19 protein-coding genes are annotated in these 20,230 nt (G+C 71.6%); 8 read left to right on the top strand and 11 right to left on the bottom strand.

Going from position 1 to position 20,230, the window contains the following annotated elements; genetic code table 11:
• The first annotated feature begins 21 nt into the window (after positions 1-21).
• Both ADK65_RS14755 and ADK65_RS14750 read left to right on the top strand, forming a co-directional pair.
• The gene (locus ADK65_RS14755) at positions 22-600 is read left to right on the top strand and encodes a hypothetical protein (RefSeq protein ID WP_053670576.1); all 579 of its coding nucleotides are present in this window, start codon (positions 22-24) and stop codon (positions 598-600) included.
• Positions 597-785: a DUF5708 family protein gene (locus ADK65_RS14750; RefSeq protein WP_053670575.1), complete on the top strand. Its 189-nt coding sequence runs from the start codon at positions 597-599 to the stop codon at positions 783-785. Before ADK65_RS14755 ends, ADK65_RS14750 begins: the two co-directional genes overlap by 4 nt.
• Here the strand turns inward: ADK65_RS14750 and ADK65_RS14745 are convergent, their stop codons facing one another.
• Genes ADK65_RS14745 through ADK65_RS14735 form a run of 3 tightly spaced genes read right to left on the bottom strand, consistent with a single transcriptional unit; the run spans position 786 to position 2,945 of the window.
• Positions 786-1,358, bottom strand: coding sequence for a cob(I)yrinic acid a,c-diamide adenosyltransferase (locus ADK65_RS14745; RefSeq protein ID WP_053670574.1), 573 nt, complete (start codon positions 1,356-1,358; stop codon positions 786-788).
• Positions 1,359-1,377: 19 nt separating this feature from the next.
• Positions 1,378-2,121 (bottom strand): ABC transporter permease, encoded by a 744-nt coding sequence (locus ADK65_RS14740; RefSeq protein ID WP_053670573.1) that lies wholly within the window; start codon positions 2,119-2,121, stop codon positions 1,378-1,380.
• A gap of 41 nt (positions 2,122-2,162) precedes the next feature.
• Complete coding sequence (locus ADK65_RS14735; RefSeq protein ID WP_053670572.1) at positions 2,163-2,945, bottom strand: ABC transporter ATP-binding protein; 783 nt, start codon at positions 2,943-2,945, stop codon at positions 2,163-2,165.
• A 79-nt stretch (positions 2,946-3,024) separates the two neighbouring features.
• Between ADK65_RS14735 and ADK65_RS14730 the strand changes: the two genes are divergently transcribed.
• The 4 genes from ADK65_RS14730 to ADK65_RS14715 all read left to right on the top strand — a co-directional run bounded on the left by ADK65_RS14730 (position 3,025) and on the right by ADK65_RS14715 (position 7,875).
• The gene (locus tag ADK65_RS14730) at positions 3,025-3,666 is read left to right on the top strand and encodes a TetR/AcrR family transcriptional regulator (protein ID WP_053670571.1); all 642 of its coding nucleotides are present in this window, start codon (positions 3,025-3,027) and stop codon (positions 3,664-3,666) included.
• A gap of 116 nt (positions 3,667-3,782) precedes the next feature.
• Positions 3,783-4,631 carry a 3-hydroxyacyl-CoA dehydrogenase family protein gene (locus tag ADK65_RS14725; protein ID WP_053670570.1) on the top strand — a complete coding sequence of 283 codons (849 nt, stop codon included), beginning with the start codon at positions 3,783-3,785 and terminating at the stop codon, positions 4,629-4,631.
• A gap of 151 nt (positions 4,632-4,782) precedes the next feature.
• Positions 4,783-5,106 (top strand): STAS domain-containing protein, encoded by a 324-nt coding sequence (locus ADK65_RS14720; RefSeq protein ID WP_053670569.1) that lies wholly within the window; start codon positions 4,783-4,785, stop codon positions 5,104-5,106.
• Between the two features lie 267 nt (positions 5,107-5,373).
• The gene (locus ADK65_RS14715) at positions 5,374-7,875 is read left to right on the top strand and encodes an ATP-binding protein (RefSeq protein WP_053670568.1); all 2,502 of its coding nucleotides are present in this window, start codon (positions 5,374-5,376) and stop codon (positions 7,873-7,875) included.
• 66 nt (positions 7,876-7,941) lie between these two features.
• Here ADK65_RS14715 and nucS read toward each other — a convergent pair whose 3' ends face one another.
• Positions 7,942-8,613 (bottom strand): endonuclease NucS, encoded by a 672-nt coding sequence (nucS, locus tag ADK65_RS14710; protein WP_053670567.1) that lies wholly within the window; start codon positions 8,611-8,613, stop codon positions 7,942-7,944.
• Between the two features lie 257 nt (positions 8,614-8,870).
• Between nucS and ADK65_RS14705 the strand changes: the two genes are divergently transcribed.
• Positions 8,871-9,263 (top strand): SCO5389 family protein, encoded by a 393-nt coding sequence (locus ADK65_RS14705; RefSeq protein WP_053670566.1) that lies wholly within the window; start codon positions 8,871-8,873, stop codon positions 9,261-9,263.
• 84 nt (positions 9,264-9,347) lie between these two features.
• On the opposite strand, the gene ADK65_RS14700 is transcribed toward ADK65_RS14705, so the two are convergent.
• Positions 9,348-10,376, bottom strand: coding sequence for an LLM class flavin-dependent oxidoreductase (locus ADK65_RS14700; protein WP_053670565.1), 1,029 nt, complete (start codon positions 10,374-10,376; stop codon positions 9,348-9,350).
• Between the two features lie 266 nt (positions 10,377-10,642).
• On the opposite strand from ADK65_RS14700, the gene ADK65_RS14695 reads away from it, so the two are divergent.
• Complete coding sequence (locus ADK65_RS14695; protein WP_053670564.1) at positions 10,643-10,975, top strand: hypothetical protein; 333 nt, start codon at positions 10,643-10,645, stop codon at positions 10,973-10,975.
• 6 nt (positions 10,976-10,981) lie between these two features.
• Here the strand turns inward: ADK65_RS14695 and ADK65_RS14690 are convergent, their stop codons facing one another.
• From ADK65_RS14690 to scy, 6 genes are all read right to left on the bottom strand, one after another.
• Entirely contained in the window at positions 10,982-11,863 is an 882-nt protein-coding gene (locus ADK65_RS14690; RefSeq protein WP_053670563.1) for an ABC transporter permease subunit, read from the bottom strand.
• Positions 11,860-13,155 carry an ABC transporter ATP-binding protein gene (locus ADK65_RS14685; protein ID WP_053670562.1) on the bottom strand — a complete coding sequence of 432 codons (1,296 nt, stop codon included), beginning with the start codon at positions 13,153-13,155 and terminating at the stop codon, positions 11,860-11,862. The genes ADK65_RS14690 and ADK65_RS14685 overlap by 4 nt, the downstream gene beginning before the upstream one ends.
• Before the next feature lie 121 nt (positions 13,156-13,276).
• The gene (locus tag ADK65_RS14680; RefSeq protein ID WP_053670561.1) at positions 13,277-14,047 is read right to left on the bottom strand and encodes an ABC transporter permease; all 771 of its coding nucleotides are present in this window, start codon (positions 14,045-14,047) and stop codon (positions 13,277-13,279) included.
• Positions 14,048-14,050: 3 nt separating this feature from the next.
• On the bottom strand, positions 14,051-15,019 hold the full coding sequence (locus ADK65_RS14675; RefSeq protein ID WP_053670560.1) for an ABC transporter ATP-binding protein: 969 nt from the start codon (positions 15,017-15,019) through the stop codon (positions 14,051-14,053).
• A gap of 85 nt (positions 15,020-15,104) precedes the next feature.
• Positions 15,105-16,040 carry a cellulose-binding protein gene (locus ADK65_RS14670; protein WP_053670559.1) on the bottom strand — a complete coding sequence of 312 codons (936 nt, stop codon included), beginning with the start codon at positions 16,038-16,040 and terminating at the stop codon, positions 15,105-15,107.
• A gap of 194 nt (positions 16,041-16,234) precedes the next feature.
• Complete coding sequence (gene scy / locus ADK65_RS14665) at positions 16,235-20,182, bottom strand: polarized growth protein Scy (protein ID WP_053670558.1); 3,948 nt, start codon at positions 20,180-20,182, stop codon at positions 16,235-16,237.
• Between the last annotated feature and the right edge of the window lie 48 nt (positions 20,183-20,230).

The following is a 20,230-nucleotide window of genomic DNA, read 5'->3' as shown; positions in this document are numbered from 1 at the left end:
GGTCACCGAGAGGAGCGAACCGTGATCGTCGCCTTGATCGCCGCCTGCGAGATCGGGTTCTGGGTGCTGCTGGCCGCCGGACTGGCCACCCGCTACCTGCTGAAGATGCCGCGCACGGGCTTGGCGCTGCTGTTGTGCGAGCCGCTGCTGGAGGTCGTCCTGCTGGTCGCCACCGCTCTGGATCTGAAGAACGGTGCAGACCCGAACTGGACGCACGGGCTGGCAGCGCTGTACATCGGCTACACGGTCGGGCACGGCCACCGCACGGTGAAGTGGCTCGACGGCCACGCCGCCCACCGGCTGGGCGGCGCCCCGAAACCGCTCGGCCCGCCGCGCCACGGCATGGCCCGGGCGCGGTACGAGGGCCAGGTCTGGCTGGGCACCCTGGTGGGCGCCGCCGTCGCGACCGCGCTCCTCCAGCTCGCGATCTGGTACGTCGACGACCCGAGCCGCGTCACCTCGCTGGAGAGCTGGCGTTATGTGGCCTGGCGTGCGGCGGGGATCCACGGCCTGATCGCGCTCAGCTACCTGATCTGGCCGCGGAAGGCTCCCGCGGGGGAGCCGGAGGAGCGGCTGGAGAAGGAGGGGGCGCACCGATGAGCAAGGCCCGCGGGAATCTGGTGGAAGGTGTCGTCACCTTCGTGGTCGGCCTCGGGCTGTGGCTGTTCACCGATGACGTGGAGGCCCCCGTCGTGACCCTCACGAAGGCGGGCATCGTGATGATGTGCGTCGGCGGCCTGCTGATCGCCTCCGGCCTGTGGCAGGCGGCGCGCGGCAGAAACTGACTACCGCTCCCCGCCCGGTACCCACAGCACGTCGCCGGTCTCCTTGTTCGCGGTCCTCGCGAGGATGAACAGGAGGTCGGAGAGGCGGTTGAGGTAGGTGGCCGTCAGGGGGTTCATCACCTCGCCGTGCACCTCCAGCGCCGTCCAGGTGGAGCGCTCCGCCCGGCGTACGACCGTGCAGGCCTGGTGGAGCAGGGCCGCGCCGGGGGTGCCGCCGGGGAGGATGAACGAGCGGAGCTTCTCCAGGCGTTCGTTGAAGCGGTCGCAGTCCGCCTCCAGCCTGTCGATGTAGAACTGCTCGACCCGCAGGGGCGGGAACTCCGGGTTCTCCACCACCGGCGTCGACAGGTCCGCGCCCACGTCGAACAGGTCGTTCTGCACGCGGGTGAGGACCTCGACGATCTCCGCGTCCAGACCGCCCAGCGCGACCGCCGTGCCGATCACCGCGTTGGCCTCGTTGGCGTCGGCGTACGCGGAGATCCGCAGGTCGGTCTTGGCGACACGGCTCATGTCGCCGAGCGCGGTCGTGCCCTGGTCGCCGGTCCTGGTGTAGATGCGCGTCAGATTGACCATGCGGCCAGCCTAGTGAGGCTCAGGCGGTTCGGAACACGCGTGTGCCCACTGTCACGGACAGCACGGTGAGGCCGACGGCGACCAGAGAGCCGTACAGCATGTGGGGTGTGGCGTAGCCGCCGACGTAGGCGTCCCGTACCGCGTCCACCAGATAGCGGAACGGCATGAGGTGGGAGAGGACGTCCAGCCAGGCAGGCCCCAGCGTCATCGGCAGCATCAGACCGGACAGCAGCATGGACGGCATGGTCAGCGCGTTGATCGCAGGGCCGAAGCTCTGCGGGGTGTCCATCCGCATCGCCAGCGCGTACGACAGGGCGGCCAGCGAGAGCGTGAGCAGGGCGACGAAGGCGAAGCCGATCAGGACGCCGGCCAGCGGTGCCCGCAGGCCCATCGCCACCGCCGCCAGCACCAGCAGCACGGCCTGGAAGACGAACACCGTGGCCTCCCGCAGCACCCGGCCGAGCAGCAGGGCCAGTCGGCTCACGGGGGTGACGCGCATGCGCTCGACCACGCCGTGGCCCTTCTCGATGATGATCGAGAAGCCCGCGAAGGACGCCCCGAACAGACCGAGTTGGAGCAGCAGCCCCGGTACGAGCACCTGCCAGGAGCTGCCTGCCGTGCCCAGCGGCAGATCCGTCAGCAGGGGGCCGAAGAACAGCAGGTACAGCAGAGGCATGAGCACGCCGAAGAGCAGTGCGAAGCGGGAGCGCAGGGACTGGCGGAGGTAGCGCCCGTAGACGAGCGCGGTGTCGTGCAACAGCATCGATGTGCCTCGGTCTCTCATGTGGCTTCTCCTGCGACTTCTCATACGGCGACGGGGGCCTGCTCGGCCGGGGCGGCGCTGCGGCCGGTGATGGCCAGGAACGTGTCCTGCAGCGAGGCGTCGAGCGATCCGCCGTGGCGCAGCTTCAGCGCGCTCGGGGTGCCCTCGGCGACGACCACGCCGTGGTCGACGACGACCAGCCGGTCGGAGAGGGCGTCGGCCTCGTCGAGGTAGTGCGTGGTCAGGAACACCGTGGTGCCGTGCTCGTCGCGCAGCCGGCGCACCAGGTCCCACAGGTCGGCGCGACTGCCGGGGTCGAGACCGGTCGTCGGCTCGTCCAGGAACAGCACCTCGGGGCGGTGGGTGAGAGCCATGGCGATGTCCAGCCGCCGCCGCTGTCCGCCGGACAGCGCACCGCACTTGCGGTCGAGGAGCCCGGTGAGGTCCAGCTCGCGGGCCAGTTCCCCGGCGCGCTCTGCGGCCCGGGCCCTGGACAGCCGGTACAGCCGCCCCTGGGTGACCAGCTCCTCCCGCACGCTGATCTGCGGATCGACCCCGCCGGACTGTGCCACGTAACCGCAGGCCCGCCGCACGCCGGCCGCGTCGGTCGCCAGGTCGCATCCCGCGACGGTGGCGGCACCGCCGGTCGGTGCCAGCAGGGTCGTCAGCATCCGCAGGGTCGTCGTCTTGCCGGCGCCGTTCGGGCCGAGGAAGCCGAGGATCTCGCCCTCGTGGACGGTCAGGTCGATGGAGCGCACGGCCTCCACGGGGCCGTTCTTGGTCAGGAAGGTACGGGCCAGCCCGGCCGTACTGATGATGGTCATGGCTCCAGAAAAACAGAGTCTCTTAAATTTTGCAATGACTCCAAGTTTTGGGGGACCCCAGAGAAGCTAGGATGCGGACATGGCTGAGGGACTCAGGGAACGGAAGAAGCGCGAGACCCGGCAGCGCATCTCCGACATCGCCACCGGGCTGTTCCTGGAGCGCGGGTTCATGGCGGTGACGATCGCGGACGTGGCGGAGGCGGCCGACGTCTCCGTGAACACCGTCTACAACTACTTCCCTGCCAAGGAGGACCTCTTCTTCGACCGCTCCCAGGGCGTCGTCGACCGGCTCTCGCGCTGGGTGCGCGGCCGGGACGCGGGGGAGTCGGCCACCCGGGCGGTGCTGCGCGAGCTGCGCGCCGAGATCGAGGCCGTCTCGCCCCGTATGGGCCTCATCGAGGGCTACGACCGTTTCATGCGCTGCATCGAGGAGGCACCGCCGCTGCGCTCCCGGCTGTGGGGCATCCAGCAGGAGCTCCAGGACAACCTGGAGGCGACGCTCCGCGAGGAGACCGGCGCCGGTGCCGGTGACCCGCTGCCCGGGCTGATCGCCGGTCAGGTCTGCTGGGTGCACGGCACCCTTTTCGCCGCGATCGGCCGCGAGATGGTCAAGGGGCGCAACCCGGACGAAGTGTCACGGGAGATGCTCGTCGTCCTCGACGACGTCGAGGAGCTGTTGAGCGAGAAGGTGCTCAACTACGCCGTACGAGGCGGCGCGTGACGCGTGTCTCACGTCGTGAGACGTGAAACGCGTTACTAAGCGCTCACACACGCTCTCGCGAGCGCTAGTGTCCGGCCGAGAAGCAGACATGAGCAGCGCGTCAGGGGAGTCGCACAGTGGCACGGAAGCTTGCCGTCATCGGAGCCGGCCTCATGGGGTCCGGCATCGCCCAGGTCTCCGCACAGGCGGGCTGGGAGGTGGTCCTTCGTGACGTCACCGACGAGGCGCTGACGCGGGGCACCGACGGCATCAAGGCGTCGTACGACAAGTTCGTCGCCAAGGGCAAGCTGGAGGCGCACGACGCCGACGCCGCCCTGGCCCGCATCACCGCGACCACCGACCTGGACGCCGTGGCGGACGCGGACGTGGTCGTCGAGGCCGTGTTCGAGAAGCTGGAGATCAAGCACGAGATCTTCCGCGCCCTCGACAAGATCGTGAAGGACGAGGCGGTCCTCGCCTCCAACACCTCCGCCATTCCGATCACCAAGATCGCGGCGGCGACGGAACGCCCCGAACGGGTCGTCGGCACGCACTTCTTCTCGCCGGTGCCGATGATGCAGCTGTGCGAACTGGTGCGCGGCTACAAGACCAGCGACGAAACCCTCGCCACCGCACGGGAGTTCGCCGAGTCGGTCGGCAAGACCTGCATCGTCGTCAACCGCGACGTCGCCGGCTTCGTGACGACCCGTCTCATCTGCGCCCTGGTCGTCGAGGCCGCGAAGCTGCAGGAGTCGGGCGTGGCGAGCGCCGAGGACATCGACCTGGCCTGCAAGCTGGGCTTCGGTCACGCGATGGGCCCGCTGGCGACGGCGGACCTGACCGGCGTCGACATCCTGCTGCACGCCACGAACAACATCTACACCGAGTCCCAGGACGAGAAGTTCGCGGCTCCCGAGTCGATGCGCCGGATGGTTGACGCCGGTGACATCGGACGCAAGAGCGGGCAGGGCTTCTACAAGCACTGAAACCGCACATGCCCAGGGGCCCATCACACCCACGGGTGAATTCGGTATCGGTTCGCTTACAAGAAGCAACCTCTGACTCCTCCACACAGTCAGAGGTTGCATCACCCACATCCAGAACGCGGAGCACGATTCGCACGCACGGGGAGCGCATATGTACATCAGGGGCGACCACGCCGGGCTGGTCGTCGGGGGCCGCCTCGACGTCCGGAGCGCGGCGGACGCCCGTACGGTCCTGCACTCGGCCGTCGACGACGGAGTCGGGGACCTCGTGCTGGACCTGTCCGAACTGGACTCCTGGGACGCCACCGGCCTGGGTGTGATCATGGGAGCCCACCGACGGGCCGGCCGCTGCGGCCGGCGCCTGGTGCTGCGCGACGTACCGCCGCAGATGCAGCGCCTGCTGGTGGCCACCCGCCTGCACCGGATCCTGGCGATCGAGGGAGGCATCGGGGTGGAGACGCTCCCCCGCGTGTGACGGCTCGTACGGGTGTGAGCCGGGCGACCGGGGAGACCCGGACGCCTGTCGCCACGCCGGGCGACGCGCACAATCCTCACGAGACCGTGACGTTACGGACGGAGCGGTACCCCGGACTGTCGTAGATACTGTGCGAAGGTTTAGGGTTCGGCTGCCCGCTGCCTTGACACCCTTCGAGCGGGACCGGACCAGAAGCGACAGCGCGGTGTGCAGCAAGGCCGGGAGGGGCTTTTCCGAGCACACACACGCTTTTGGGGGGCTTGACCTATGGATCCTGACAACCAGGGACCCGAGGAGTACGGCCACGACGGCGACGGCCCCGCGCCGCGCCAGCGCCCTCCCAGGGAATCCCTCACACCCGAGTTCGCCCAGCACGCACCGGCGCTCGCCCGCACGGTGCAGCTCGTCGCCGGCGATTTCCTGCTGACGGTCAACCCCGTCGACGGCAGCGAGATCGAGGCCTGCCCGCCCACCCGACGGCCCGCCCGGCCCGTGAAGCTCACCGCGGCCGAGCGTGCCGAGGCCGAGCGCGCGGCCCGCCCGCCCGTCCCGCCCGGCCCCCCGCAGCCCGCCCTGCCGCTGCTGGCCCGCCAGGACGAACGCGAGCGCCTGGTGCGCCTGCTCGCCCGCGGCCGCTCCACCCGCCTCACCGGCCCGGCCGGCTCCGGTCGCACCCGCCTCCTCGACCTGGTCGCCGAGGACTGCTCCGACCTCGCCCCCGACGGCGTGGTCCGTCTCAACGGCTTCGGACGTACTTCCGAGGACCTGCTGTACGGCCTGTTCCACGCGGTCTTCAGCGCCCCGCTGTACCGCCCGGACCGGGACGAGCTGCTCACCCACCTCCGTGAGATCGGCGCGGTCGTCGTCCTCGACGACCTGGAGTTCGGCGGCGCCGCGCTGGACGAGCTGCTGGAGGCGACCCCCGAGTGCGCCTTCCTCTTCGGCGCGACCCCGGACGTGCCGGCCCCCTCGGCCGACTCCGCCGTCGAGGAGGTCGTCCTCGGCGGGCTGGAGCGCGCGGCCGGGCTCGACCTGCTGGAACACGCTGTCGGCCGGAGCCTCACCGAGGACGAGTCCAACTGGGCCGGCGACCTCTGGTTCGAGTCCGAGGGCCTGCCGCTGCGCTTCGTCCAGGCCGGTGCCCTGCTGCGGCAGCGCGACCGGCTGCGCGCCGGCACCAGTGCCGTCGACGAGTTCGGCGTGTTCGAGGACGCGCCCCCGGCCGACAGCACCGAGACCTACGACCTCGGCGACGACGTGCCGCTGCCCGCGCTCGGCGAGGCCGCCGCGCCCGCGCCGCTGCTCGCCTCCCGGCTGAGCGCCTCCGCCCGCGCCACCCTGCGGTTCGCGCTCGTCCTCGGCGGCGAGGTCCCGCACCAGGCGCATCTGCCCGCCCTGGTCGGCGACACCCACGCGGACGCCGCACTCGGCGAACTGGCCGCCTGCGGTCTGGTCTCCCCGGTCGGCTCGCGCTACCGCCTCGCGGCCGGCGTGCCGGCCCAGCTGGAGGCGGCCGGATACGCCGACGACACCGAGGCCGGTGCCCGCAGCGCCGCCCAGCATTACTCCTGGTGGGCCGGGCACCCCTCGGTCACCCCTGAGCGCGTGTGCGCCGAGGCCGACGCGGTCCTCGCCGCCCTTGCCGTTCTCGGGCCGGTCACCCGTCCGCCCGCCGAGGGCGAGGAGAGCGCGGCCGTGCACCTGGCCCGCACCGCCGCCCCCGCGTTCGCCGCCGGACTGCACTGGAGCGCCTGGGAGCGGGCCCTGCGCTCCGGCGCCGAGGCCGCCCGGCTCGCCGGAGACGTGGCAGAAGAGGCCTACTTCCACCACGAGCTCGGAGTCCTCGCGCTGTGCGCGGGGCAGCTCGACCGGGCCCGGGCCGAACTGGAGGCCTCCATCGGCCTGCGCGGCGCTCTCGCCGACAAGCGGGGCACCGTCGCCGGCCGCCGTGCCCTCGCCCTGGTCGCCGACCGCTCGGGCACCCCGATCGGGCTCGGGCCGACCGCGGGGGAGGAGGTGCCCGACACCCGCGATGAGGAGTCGGCGTCCCCGCCCGGCGGTGTTCCGGCGCCCTTCCCGCAGCTCCAGCAGCCGCCCTCCGCGACCCTGGTCACCCACCGCAGCTCGCCCGCGCCCTCACGGGCGGCCCGGGGCGGCCTCAAGGGGCTGGCCCGGCGCAACCTCGTGGCCGCCGGTGCCGGTGCCCTGCTCGTCGCCGTCCTGGGCACGGTGGTGACGCTGGGTGCCACCTCCGACAACGACAGGAACCCGCCTTCCGGCCAGGTCGGCGTCAACCCGTCCGCCAGCCAGGGTGTCGACGACGACAGCATCGGTGCCGACCGGCCGGGGAACGACGGCGGCGGCGACACCGGCGGTGCGCCCGCTCGCCCGACGGACCCGGGCCCGGACGGGACGCCCGGCACGTCGGACGACCCGACGCCGACGGATTCCCCGAGCGGTTCGCAGGACCCGAGTGACTCCCCGTCGCCGTCGAAGCCGCCGTCGTCCTCGAAGCCGCCCGCCACGTCCAAGCCGCCCGCGACGTCGAAGCCGCCCACGTCGAAGCCGCCGACGTCCAAGCCGCCGACGTCCGAGCCGCCCACCTCGCAGCCGCCCACCTCCGAGCCGCCGACCTCGGAGCCGCCGACGACGAGCCCCTCCACCTCGAACTCGGCCAGCGGCCCGGCGCCCAGCTCTCCCACGAGTACTTCGGCGAGCGCGTCGCAGAGCGCCACGGGCACGCCGAGCGGCCCGGAGACGGTGATCTGACGCCTGTGCACACGGCAGGGCCGGGTCCGCTCCTCGGACCCGGCCCTGTTCGTCGTCGTCCGGCTGTCAGAACAGCCGCAGCTTGTCGTCCTCGATGCCCCGCAGCGCGTCGTAGTCGAGCACCTGGCAGCCGATGCCGCGGTCGGTCGCGAGCACGCGGGCCTGGGGCTTGATCTCCTGCGCCGCGAAGACACCGCGCACCGGGGCGAGATGGGGATCGCGGTTGAGCAGCTCCAGGTAACGCGTGAGCTGTTCCACGCCGTCGATCTCACCGCGCCGCTTGATCTCCACGGCGACGGTCCTGCCGTCGGCGTCCCGGCACAGGATGTCGACCGGCCCGATGGCCGTCGGGTACTCGCGTCGGATCAGCGTGTAGCCGTCGCCGAGTGTCTCGATACGGTCGGCGAGCAGCTCCTGGAGGTGCGCTTCCACGCCGTCCTTGATCAGGCCGGGGTCGACGCCCAGTTCGTGCGAGGAGTCGTGGAGGACTTCCTCCATCGTGATGATGAGCTTCTCACCCGCCTTGTTGACGACGGTCCAGACGCCTTCCTCCTCGCCGGTGCCCTCCTTCAGGGTGCACGGCGGCGACATCCAGTTCAGGGGCTTGTAGGCCCGGTCGTCGGCGTGGATCGAGACGCTGCCGTCCGCCTTCACCAGGATCAGGCGCGGGGCCGAGGGGAGGTGGGCGGTGAGCCGCCCGGCGTAGTCCACGGAACAGCGGGCAATGACGAGACGCATGGTCGGCAACGCTACTCGACGGGCACCTGTCGACGCGATTCGCCCTGGAAAACACGTGTTCGGTAATGGCCGATTGTGTGCATGGTGTGCTCATTGGGAGTGTCTCATCTGCGCATTTTCCTGGTGCCGTCACCCCGCGTTGCTTACCGTATGAACGGGAGGTCGCGGTGCGTGTACGCAGCGTGTCCGGGTGTCGCGAACTTCCCTTTCTGTCCGGCAACCCCTGCCCGCCGGGCGGGGGTGCGAGAGGAGAACTCATGTCGCTCGACGTCTCACCGGCCCTACTCGAACAGGCCGAGCGAGGCGAGGTCGACGAAGCGGAATTCGTCGACTGCGTCCGGATCTCCCTGCCCTATGCGTGGGAGATGATCAGCTCACTGGTGGCCCAGCTGAAGGTGGACGGCGGTGCGTTCGCCGACAACCAGACGCCCCCGCCGGACGAGCAGGCACGCGGTCAGCTGCTGCGTGCGCTTGCGAGTGACGCGATACGCGGCGCGCTGCAACGGCACTTCGGTGTGCGCCTGGCCTTCCAGAACTGCCATCGGGTGGCCGTGTTCCCGCTCGACTCCTCGGTCGACGAGAAGCTGGACCGTTTCACCTCGGTCCGCAGTCAGGTGCTGAACCAGTCTCCCGAGTTCCGGGACTGCTGACGCGGCGCCACTTGCTTGCCGCTCCGTACGCGGGAGGTGCGGTTCTGTACCGGAGCGGCAAGCCCCCAGGAAGTCATCGCGCCCTCAGACGAGTTGGGGGAGCACCTCGGTGCCCAGCCGCCGCACGTTCTCCTCGGTCGCCGCCAGGTCGCCGGAGCCCTCGACGAGCAGCGCGAAGCGGGAGATACCCGTCCGCTCGCTGGTCGCCGCCAGCCGGTCCGCGCACAGCCGCGGAGTGCCCACCGGGTGGAGTCCGCAGAGCAGTTCGGTGTAGGCCAGCGGGTCGCGCATCCGGCGCGTGCGCCCGTCGACCGTGACATGCGCCTCCAGGCCCTGCTTCAGCCAGCCCGGCATCGCCTTCATCAGCGTCTCCGCCGCGTCGACCCGCCGGTCCGCGATCTGGCAGACGCCGGCCGACACATGGGACGCGCCCAGGATCTCCTCCGGCGAGCGGCCGCAGGCCCGTGCGTGCTGCCGCCACAGCGCGACCATCTCGGCCTTCTCCTCGTCGCCCACGTGCATCCCGAGCAGCATCGACAGGCCCCGCTCGGCGGCGAGCCGCACGCTCGACGGCGAGGTGCAGGCGACGACGAGCTCGGGCCCCGCGCCCTCCGTCAGGGCCTCCGAGGGTCGTGGCACCACCGGGACTTCACGGAAGCGGAACCGCTCCCCGTCGGCCGCCACGGACGACTCGCGCAGCCACCGCACCAGAAGCTCCAGGGACTCCGGGAACCCGTTCTCGTACGCCTCCAGGCCCGCGCCGAACACCTCCAGGTCCACCCAGGGGCCGCCGCGTCCGACACCGAGCGTGAAACGCCCGTCGCTCGTGTGGTGCAGCAGCGCCGCCTGTTCGCCGAGGGCCACGGGGTGCGCGGTGGGCAGCACGCTCACCGCCGTACCGACCCGGATGCGCCGGGTGCGGCCCAGCAGAAAGGCGGCCAGGGTGATGGCCGACGGGCAGGTGCCGTACGGCACGAAGTGGTGCTCGGCCAGCCAGACCGTGTCGAGCCCGGCCTCCTCGGCCACCTCGGCCGAGCGGACCGCGCGGTGCAGCGCCTCTCCCTCGCCCTGACCGGGGAACTGGGCCGCCAACACGAAACTTCCAACGCGCATTGCTTTCCTGCTTCCTTGGCTCCGACACGGAGCTCCCCCACAGCGCATAACCGTCCGACACGTGCCGAGGACACGGGCGGGCGGAGTATTTTGCGGATTGTCTGCAGAATGGCCGCTCGTCGGCAGCCGGGGGAGAGGGTCGTCCCGGGGCGGGGCCGCCGGACTCGCGGGGCACTCCGGGCGATTCGTGCCGTACGCGTACCTCTCCGCGCGCCGCGTAGGCTGGATACGGCCCGTGCTTCCTGTATAGCCCCGAGAGGTGTCCCGTGTCCCCGCGTCGCAACCGACCCAAGGACGCCGGTTCTTCCGGCCGGAGCGCCGAGGACGACCGCCCCGGCCGCTACGGCGGCTGGCAGTCCTCGGAGAACTGGCAGGGCGAGAACTGGAACGTGCGGCACGTGGCCGGCGCGAGCGCGCAGGGCAAGGCGTACCGCTGCCCGGGTTGCGACCAGATGATCCCGGACGGAGTGCCGCACGTGGTGGCCTGGGCGGACCACGTGGGCGTGGACGACCGGCGGCACTGGCACAAGGCCTGCTGGAACGCGCGGGACCGCCGCACCCCGGGGGTGCGGCGGTCCCGTAACGCGCCGAGATTCTGACCGGGCTCAGACGTCCCGCTTCTCCTGGAGCACGAAGGCGCCGCCGAAGGCGACGGCCGTGACGCCGAGGATGATCCACAGCGGGTCCCAGCCCGACGGGCCGGACTCGCTCAGGGAGTTGGCGTAGAAGACGCTGAGCTGGTTCGGGATCGAGTACTCGAACAGTGCGTCGCGCACCTCCTGCAGGGACTCGGAGAACATGAACAGCGCGATCACGAGGGGGGCCAGCACGGCGCCGATCATGATGGTGATGGCGCCGGCCGAGTGCCGGATGATCGAGCCGACGAGCAGCGAGAGCAGGCCGAGCAGCGCGATGTAGAGCGAGATGCCGACCGTGCCCTTGAGCCACTCACCGCCGGAGGGGGACTTGGCGCCATCGCCCTCCAGCATCGCCACGTGCAGGAACGCGACGAGCGACGCGGACACCAGCGTCACGGCGAACGCGGTCAGGAAGAACACCACGGCCTTCGCCGCCAGCACCCTGCCCCGGCTCGGGCACGCGACCATCGTGGTGCGGATCATGCCGGTGCCGTACTCCGAGGCCGTGGTCAGCACACCCAGCGTGATGATGCACATGCTGCCCAGCAGCAGCCCGAAGAACCCCAGGCCGAGGGGGCTCTCGCCGTCCAGGGCCGGGTCGGACTCGGCCACCACCACGCCGGTCAGCGTGCCGATACCGATGACGAGCAGGACGAACACACCGAGCGTCCACAGGGTGGAGCGCACCGACCTGATCTTCGTCCACTCGGACGCGATGGCGTGCCCGAGGTGCGTGCGCACGACAGGGATCGGCGAGGTGTAGCCGGCACCGCCGCCGTAGGGGGCGGGACCGGGAGCCGCCTGCCAGGCGGGCGCGGCCTGCGGCATCTGGGACTGGGGGCTGCTCATCGGGCGTCCTCGGGCTTGGTCAGGTCGGCGGTCGGGGCGGCGGGCGCGGGCGGCGCGGCGGCGGGCTGCGCGGGCGCGGCGTCCGGCTGGGGCGCGGGCTGCGGGGCGCCCTGGGGCGCCGGAGGCGTCTGGGGCGCGGGCTGGGCGTACGGGTTGGCGGTGCCCGGGCCGGAGGCGCCCTGGGCGGAGCCGTACGGGCCCGCCGGAGCCTGGCCAGGGGGGCCGCCCGCTGCGCCCTGCTGTGGGCCCGGGAAGGGCGCGCCGCCCTGCTGGGGCGGCGGCGGGGCGTACCAGCCCGGCTGGCCCTGCCCGGGCACCGGCATCGGCGGCTGCGCGCCGGGCGGCAGCGGCTGCTGGAGCCCTTCCTTCTGGTCGATGGTCGAGCGGTAGTCGACGGCGCCCTGCGTCATCCGCATGTACGCCTCCTCCAGGGAGGCCTGGTGCGGCGACAGCTCCCACAGCCGTACGTCGGTGCCGTGCGCGATGTCGCTGATGCGGGGCAGCGGCAGCCCGGTCACACGCAGCGCGCCGTCCTGCTCGGGCAGGACATGACCGCCCGCCTCGGTCAGCGCGGACGACAGCTTCTCGCGCTGCTGCGGCTCGGTGTCGGGCGTGCGCACGCGCGCGAAGTCCGCCGAGTTCGCCGAGATGAAGTCGGTGACGCTCATGTCCGCGAGCAGCTGACCGCGCCCGATGACGATGAGGTGGTCGGCGGTCAGCGCCATCTCGCTCATCAGATGGGAGGAGACGAAGACCGTGCGGCCCTCCGCCGCCAGCGCCTTCATCAGGTTGCGCACCCAGAGGATGCCCTCGGGGTCCAGGCCGTTGACCGGCTCGTCGAACAGCAGCACCTGCGGGTCGCCGAGCAGCGCCGCCGCGATGCCGAGCCGCTGCCCCATGCCGAGGGAGAAGCCCTTGGACCGCTTCTTGGCCACGTCCTGCAGACCGACGACCCCGAGCACCTCGTCCACCCGCCGGGCCGGGATGCCCGAGAGCTGGGCCAGGGACAGCAGGTGGTTGCGGGCGGACCGGCCGCCGTGCACCGCCTTGGCGTCCAGCAGGGCGCCGACCTGCCGGGCGGCGTTGGGCAGCCTGCGGTACGGATAGCCGCCGATCGTCACCTGCCCGGCCGTCGGGTTGTCCAGGCCGAGGATCATGCGCATCGTCGTCGACTTGCCCGAGCCGTTCGGCCCGAGGAAGCCGGTGACGGCTCCGGGCCGCACCTGGAAGGAAAGGTTGTACACAGCGGTCTTGTCGCCGTAGCGCTTCGTCAGGCCGACTGCTTCGATCATGCTCCGCACCCATCGCAAGGTTCAGGACAGCGGGGCACACGCCCCCGTAAGGGTTAGGAGGATATCGAGGCGCTGACGGTTCCTTCCAAGAGGAGGTAAAGGCCGGCCCGCGCCGATCCCTCTATGCGTCGCGCTTCTTCAGCAGCACGTAACCGCCGACGAGCGCGGCGAGCACCCACAGCCCCATGATCCCGAGGCCGCCCCACGGCCCGTACGGCGTGTCGTCGTCGATCGGCGTGACCACCTGCATGATCTTGCTGCCGGCCTGGTCGGGAAGAAACCGGCCGACCTTCTTCGTCGCGTCGACGTTGCCCAGGATGTTGGAGATCAGGAAGAAGAACGGCATCAGGATGCCCAGCGACAGCATCGGCGAGCGCAGCATCGCGGCGATGCCCATGGAGAACATCGCGATCAGCGCCATGTAGAGCCCTCCGCCGAGCACGGCCCGCAGCACCCCCGGGTCGCCGATCCCGGCCCGGTGCGAGCCCAGCATCGCCTGCCCCAGGAAGAAGGCGGCGAAGCTGGTGACGAGACCGACCAGCAGGGCGAGCCCACTGGCGACGGCGATCTTGCTGAACAGGAAGGACCCCCGCTGCGGCACCGCGGCCAGCGAGGTGCGGATCATGCCGGTGCTGTACTCGTTCGACACGACCAGCACCCCGAACACGATCATCGCGAGCTGACCGAGACTCATCCCCGCGAAACTGATGAACGTCGGATCGAACTCCGCCCGGTCCTGCGCGTTCATCGAGTCGAACTCGTTCTTCGACAGCGCCGAGATCAGCATGCCGAGGGCGACCGTCACGACCACCACCAGCGAGAGTGTCCACACCGTGGATGCCACCGACCGGATCTTGGTCCACTCCGACCGGACGACCTGCGTCACCGCCATGCCTCAGCCCCTCTTCCAGCCGTCGCCCCACTGCTGCCGCGCAGGCTCGGGGCTCGGCGCGCTCGTCCCGCTGTGTGCGTGGTACTCCACCGACTCCGCGGTCAGCCGCATGAACGCCTCCTCCAGCGAGGCCTGTTGCGGACTCAGCTCGTGCAGCGTGATCCGGTGCTGCGCCGCCAGCTCACCGATCTGCTCCGCCTTGCCGCCGTCCACCTCCAGCACCCCGTCACCGCTCTGCACGGCCACGATCCCGGCCTGCCGCAGCACGTCGAGCAGCCGCTCCCGCTGCGGGCTGCGGACCCGGACGTACGAGCGTGAGTTGCGGTCGATGAAGTCCGCCATGGAGGTGTCCGCGAGGAGCCGCCCCTGCCCGATCACGACGAGGTGATCGGCGGTCAGGGCCATCTCGCTCATCAGGTGGGAGGAGACGAACACCGTCCGGCCCTGCGCGGCGAGCGACTTCATCAGGGTACGGATCCAGTGGATGCCCTCGGGGTCGAGGCCGTTGACCGGCTCGTCGAACATCAGGATCCGCGGATCGCCGAGCAGCGCGGCCGCGATGCCGAGCCGCTGCCCCATGCCCATCGAGAAGCCCTTGGTCTTCTTCTTCGCGACCGCGGTGAGCCCGACCGTCTCCAGCACCTCGCGCACCCGGCTCCGCGGAATGCCGTTGCTCTGCGCGAGGCACAGCAGATGGTTGTAGGCGGTGCGACCGCCGTGCCAGGCCTTGGCCTCCAGCAGGGCGCCGATGTACGTCAGCGGGTCCTTGAGTTGCGGGTAGCGCTTGCCGTCGATACGGACGTCGCCGGCGGTCGGATGGTCGAGCCCCAGGATCATCCGCATGGTCGTCGACTTGCCCGCGCCGTTCGGCCCGAGGAAGCCGGTGACGATGCCCGGTCTGACGGTGAAGGAGAGGTTGTTGACCGCCACCTTCTCGCCGTATCGCTTCGTCAGCCCCTCGAGCTCAATCATGCCGCCACGCTAGAGCGTGGCAAAGCCCTCTGCCACCCGAGCGGCAGAGGGCTTTGCGGAGGTTCAGACTCCGTATACCCCGGTGTTACCGGGACTGCTGGGCCGGGACCCCACGGGAGATCGGCTCGTCCTCGGCCGGCGTGCCGGCGGCGGCCACCGCGGCGCCCGTGAGCGTCGCGAGCATCTCGCGGACGTTGGTCAGCTGGGCGTTGATGCTGTCGCGGCGGTTGGTGAGGGCGGCCAGCTCGCGCTCGGATTCCGAACGGATGCGGTCGGCCTTGGCGTTGGCGTCGGCCACGATGTCCTCGGCCTGGCGCTGAGCCGTCTCGACCGTCTGGCGGGCGCGGCGCTCGGCGTCCGTGCGCAGCTTCTCGGCCTCCAGGCGCAGCTGCTCGGCGCGGTGCTCGATCTCGGCGAGGCGCTTCTCGGCCTTGGCCTGACGGGAGGCCAGGTCGCGCTCGGACTGCTCGCGGCGCTTGGCGAGGTTCGTCTCGAAGTCGGCGGCGGCCTGTGCGGCCTTGGCGCGGGTCTCCTCGAAGAGGGCGTCCGCCTCCTCACGCTTGGACTGCGCGTCCTTCTGCGCCTCGGCACGCAGCTGGGAAGCGTCACTCTTGGCCTTCTCGACGATCCGCAGGCCCTCGTCCTCGGCCTTCGCCTTGCGCTCCGCCGCGTACGACTCGGCGTCGTTGCGCACCTGCTGGGCCGCCGACTCGGCGAGCTCGCGGTGCTGCTCGGCGGCGCGCCGGGCCTCCTCGCGCAGGTCCTTCGCCTCTTCCTCGGCGAGACGGAGGATCTTCTCCACGCGCGCGCCGAGACCCGCGTACGACGGCTCGGCGTCGGTGATCTGGGCCTGGGCGTTCTGCGTCTCGAGGTGGAGCTCTTCGATGCGCTTTTCCAGAGCGGTGATGCGGGAGAGAGCGCTGTCACGGTCGGAGACGAGCTTGGAGATACGTTCGTCCACCTGAGCGCGGTCGTACCCACGCCGCACAAGCTCGAAGCCGTAGGGGGAAGTGTCGCTCATGGGGTTCCTGTCGAATGAGACCGGTGAGGTGATAGGTGGAATCCTAGGGGCCGAAACGGTGTGTCATCGAGCGGATGCGCGTTTGATCTGGAAAATGAGACCCCTTTTGAGTGGCTAAGCGGCGGATCGCTTGCCAAAACTTGGTCAAAGCCCCCGGATGGCCCCGGAATCGGGCTCCCCGGCCCGGCTTACCGCTAGCCGTCCGAGGACTTGCCACCCGATCGGGGCGCTCCGACCGTCGCGCCCGCCTTGACCCCGTTGTCCTTGGAGCCGGCGGGTGCCTCGAAGGATTCCAACGCCTCCAGGACGTCCTGGACACGGGAGATCTCGGCGTTGATGTCCTCCCGCCGGCGAACCAGGACCTCCAGCTCGCGCTTGCCCTCCTCGACCGTGCGCTTGGCCTCGCGGATCGCCTCGGCCTTGAGCTCCTCGGCCTCGCGGACCAGCGTGGTCTTCTTCTGCTCGGCCTCCTTGAGCAGCCCCTCCGCCTTCTTCACCGCGGCGATACGCACCTTGCCGGCCTCGGAGTTGGCCTCCGAGACGATCTCCTTGGCCTTCGCCTGCGCCTTCGCCAGCTGCTCCTCGGCCGCCTTGACGAGCGCGTCGCAGCGGTCGCCCGCCGACTTCATCGTCTCGGCCGACTCACGGCGGGCCCGCTCGTGCAGCTCCTCGATCTCGGAGGTGATGCGGTCGCGCAGCTCCTCGGCACGCTCCCTTATCTGCGTGGCGTCCCGGCGCGCACCGACCAGCAGCTCGTCGGCGTCCGTACGGGCCTTCTCCACGAGCGAGTTGCCCTCGACCGTCGCCTCGGAGACGAGCCGGTCGGCCTCCTTGCGGGCCGCGCCCACCATGGTGTCGGCCCGCGACTCGGCCTCCGCGGTGGTCTTGTGCGCCTGCTGCTGTGCCTCGGTCAGCAGCTTGTCCGCCTCGGCCGTGGTCTCCGTGATGAGCTTGTCGACCTGCTCGGCCGCCTCCGAGCGCCGCTTGTTGGCGTCCTTGCGGGCTTCGTCCAGCGTGCGGTCGGCCTCCTCGCGAGCCGTGGCGACGAGGCGCTCCGCCTCCGCCTCCGCGTCGGTCTTGACCCGCTCGGCCTCGCGGCGGATCCGCTCGGCGTGCTGCTGCGCCGAGCCGACCGTCTCGGCGGCCTCGGCCCGCAGCCGCTCCGCCTCGCCGGTGGCCTCCGCGACCAGCTGGTCGGCCTTGGCGACGGACTCGGTCCGCACCCGGTCGGCCTCCGTGGCCGCCTCGGACCGCACGCGCTCGGCCTCGGACAGGGCCTCCGTGCGGACCCGCTCGGCCTCGTTGACCGTGTCCATCCGCAGCCGGTCGGTCTCCTGGACCGTCTCGGTGGTGAGCCGCTCCGCCTCGGCGCGCGCCTCGCCGATGAGGGTGTCCGCCTGCGTCGCCGCGTCCGACCGGATGCGGTTGGCGTCCTCACGGGCGTCCGCCCGGGTGCGCGAGGCGCTCTGCTCCGCCTCGGCGATCGCGTCCGACGCCTCCGTGCGCACCCGCTGGGCGTGCTCGGCGACCTCCGTGCGGATCCGCTCCGCCTCCGAGATCGCCTCGGTCATCGTCCGCTCGGCGAGCGCCTTGGCGGCCTCGGTCTCCTCGTGCGCCTCGCGCCGCAGCCGGCCCGCGTCCTCGCTGGCCCGCTCCCGCTCGGCGTAGGCGTCGGAACGGACCCGGTCCGCCTCCTCCTGGGCCTCCCGGCGGGTACGGTCCGCCGCGTGCTCGGCGGCGGAGCGCAGACCGGTGATCTCCTCCTGGGCCTGCTCGTGCAGCCCCGCGACGGAGTCCCGGACCTGCTGGGCGTGCTGCTCGGCCGCCGCCACCATCTCGGTGGCACGACGGTCGGCCTCCTCGACCAGCCGTACGGCCTCGGTCTGCGCCTCCTCCACGCGCTTGCGCGCCGAGGCCAGCAGCTCCTCGCTCTGCTCGCGGGCCCGTTCGCGCTCCTGGTCGGCCTCCTGACGGGCGCTGCCGAGGACCTCCTCGGCCTCGCGGCGACGCCGGTTGGCCTCCTCCTGGGCGGCGGCCAGCGTCTCGGACGCCTCCGTGGCGAGGCGCTCGGCCGCGGACTGCGCCTCCGCGCGCATCCGGTCCGCGCTCTCCTGTGCCTCCGACTTCAGCCGCTCGGCCTCGGTCGCCGCCTCCGAGCGCAGCCGCACGGCGACGGCTTCGCCCTCGGCGCGCGCCGCGGACGCGTCCGCGGCGGCCTCGTCGCGCAGCCGCTCGGCCTCCGCCTCGGCCTGCTGCCGGAGTGTGCGGATCCGCTCGGCGGCCTCGGCCCGCAGCCGCTCGTTCTCCTCGGAGGTCTCGCGGCGGAGCCGCGCGGCCTCCTCACGGGCGTCCGACAGCGCCTGCTCGGCGGCCGTCAGCCGCTCCTCCGCCTCCGTCTGGAGCCGGGTCAGCTCCTCGGCGGCCTCGGCCCGACGGGCCTCTATGGCCCGCTGGGTCTCCTCGTGCAGCTCCCGTGCCGCGCGCTCGGCGTCCTCCTTGAGCGCCTCGGCCTGCTCGACGACCTCCTCGCGGTGCCGCTCGGCCTCCTGCCGGGTGCGCTGAAGGGTCTCCTCGGCCTGCCGGCGCAGGGTCGTCGCCCGCTCGATGGCCTCGGTGCGGACCTTCTCGCTGTCCGCCTGGGCCGTCGTGCGCAGCTCGTCCGCGTCCGCCTTGGCCTTGGCGAGCAGCTCCTCGGCGGACTTCGCCGCCTCCTCGATCTGCGCCACGGCCTCCTTGCGGGCCTCGGCGCGGATCTTCTCGCCCTCGTCGACCGCGTCCGCGCGCAGCTGCTCGGCCTCGCCGCGCAGCCGGCGGGCCTCCTCCTGCAGCTCGACCGTCTTGGCGCGGTACTCCTTGGTGTCGTCCTTCGCCGCGCCCTTGAGCTGCTCGGCGATGTCGTGCGCCTCGGCCCGCAGCCGGTCCGCCTCGGCCTCGGCCTCGGAGCGGATCCGCTCGGCCTCCTCGGCCGCGGCCCTGGTGGTCTTCTTGGCGTCCTCCGACGCCTTGTCGAGGACCTCCTCGGCGGTCCGGGCCGCCTTGGACAGCTGGGTCGCGGTCTCCTCGGCGGTGAGCGTGCGGGCCTTCTCGGAGGCCTCCGCGACGATCTTCTCGGCCTCGGCCTTGGCGTCGGCGACGAGCTGCTCGGCCTCGGACTTGGTGTTCTCGGCCTCCTTCGTGGCCTCCTCGACCAGCCGGGCGACCTGCTCCTTGGCGGTGCGTGTACGCGTCTCGTTCGCCGACTCGGCACTCGCCAGGGCCTTGGCGGCGGCCTCCTTGGCCTCCGTGACCAGCTTCTCCGACTCGGCCTGCGCCTTGCGCAGCGCCTCCTCGGCCTCGGCCATCCGCTGCTCGGCGGCCTTGCTCAGCTCCTGGGCCTCGCGGCGCGCGGACTCCGACTCGGTGACGGTCGACGTGCGCAGCTGCTCGGCGTGGTCGGTGGCCTCCTGCGCCTGCGTGGAGGCGGCGTTGAGCAGGCGCTCGGCGTCCGTACGGGCGCGGCGCAGGATCTGCTCGGCCTCGGCCCGGGCCTCCTCGGCCGCGCTCGTCAGCCGCTGCCGGGCCTCCGTCGCCAGCCGCTCGGCCTCCGCGCGGGCGGTGGCGAGGGACTGTTCGGCCTCGGCCCGGGACTCCTCCAGCAGCCGGCGTGCCTGCTGCTCGGTACGTGCCCGCAGCTGCTCGGCCCACGCCACGTTCTCGTTGACGTGCGACTCGACCGTCTGGCGGCGCTCGGACAGTTCCTGGTCCAGCTGCTGGCGGCGGGTCACCGCCTCCTGGTGCAGCTCCGCCTGGAGCCGGGCCGCCTGTTCGGCGTGCTCCTGGAGGATCCGCTGGGTCTGGGCCCGGGCCTCGCTCAGCTCGCGGTCGGCGTCCGCGCGGATCTGGTCGGCCTGCATCTGCGCGTTGCGCAGCAACTGCTCGGCCTGCCAGCCGATGTCGCCCCCCTCGAAGGAGGGCCGGGACATGATGGTGCGCCGCGCCTCGTGCAGCTTGGCGCGCAGCACCTCGACCTGGTAGCCGAGGTCCTCGGCGTGCTGGATCGCCTTTTCCCGTTCGGTCTTCAGCCGCTTCATCTCGGCTTCGAACCGAGAGAGGTGGTCGACGTCAGCCGCCGGCTCTCGCTCCTGGCTCTCGTAGCCCCGCACTGCGCGGTCCCATCCGTCCCCTGGTCGCAACTCTTTCCGAACGAGCTC

It is taken from the genome of Streptomyces sp. NRRL B-1140 (genome assembly GCF_001280065.1).
Taxonomy (GTDB): Bacteria; Actinomycetota; Actinomycetes; order Streptomycetales; family Streptomycetaceae; genus Streptomyces.
This window is presented reverse-complemented; position numbering and strand designations above follow the sequence as displayed.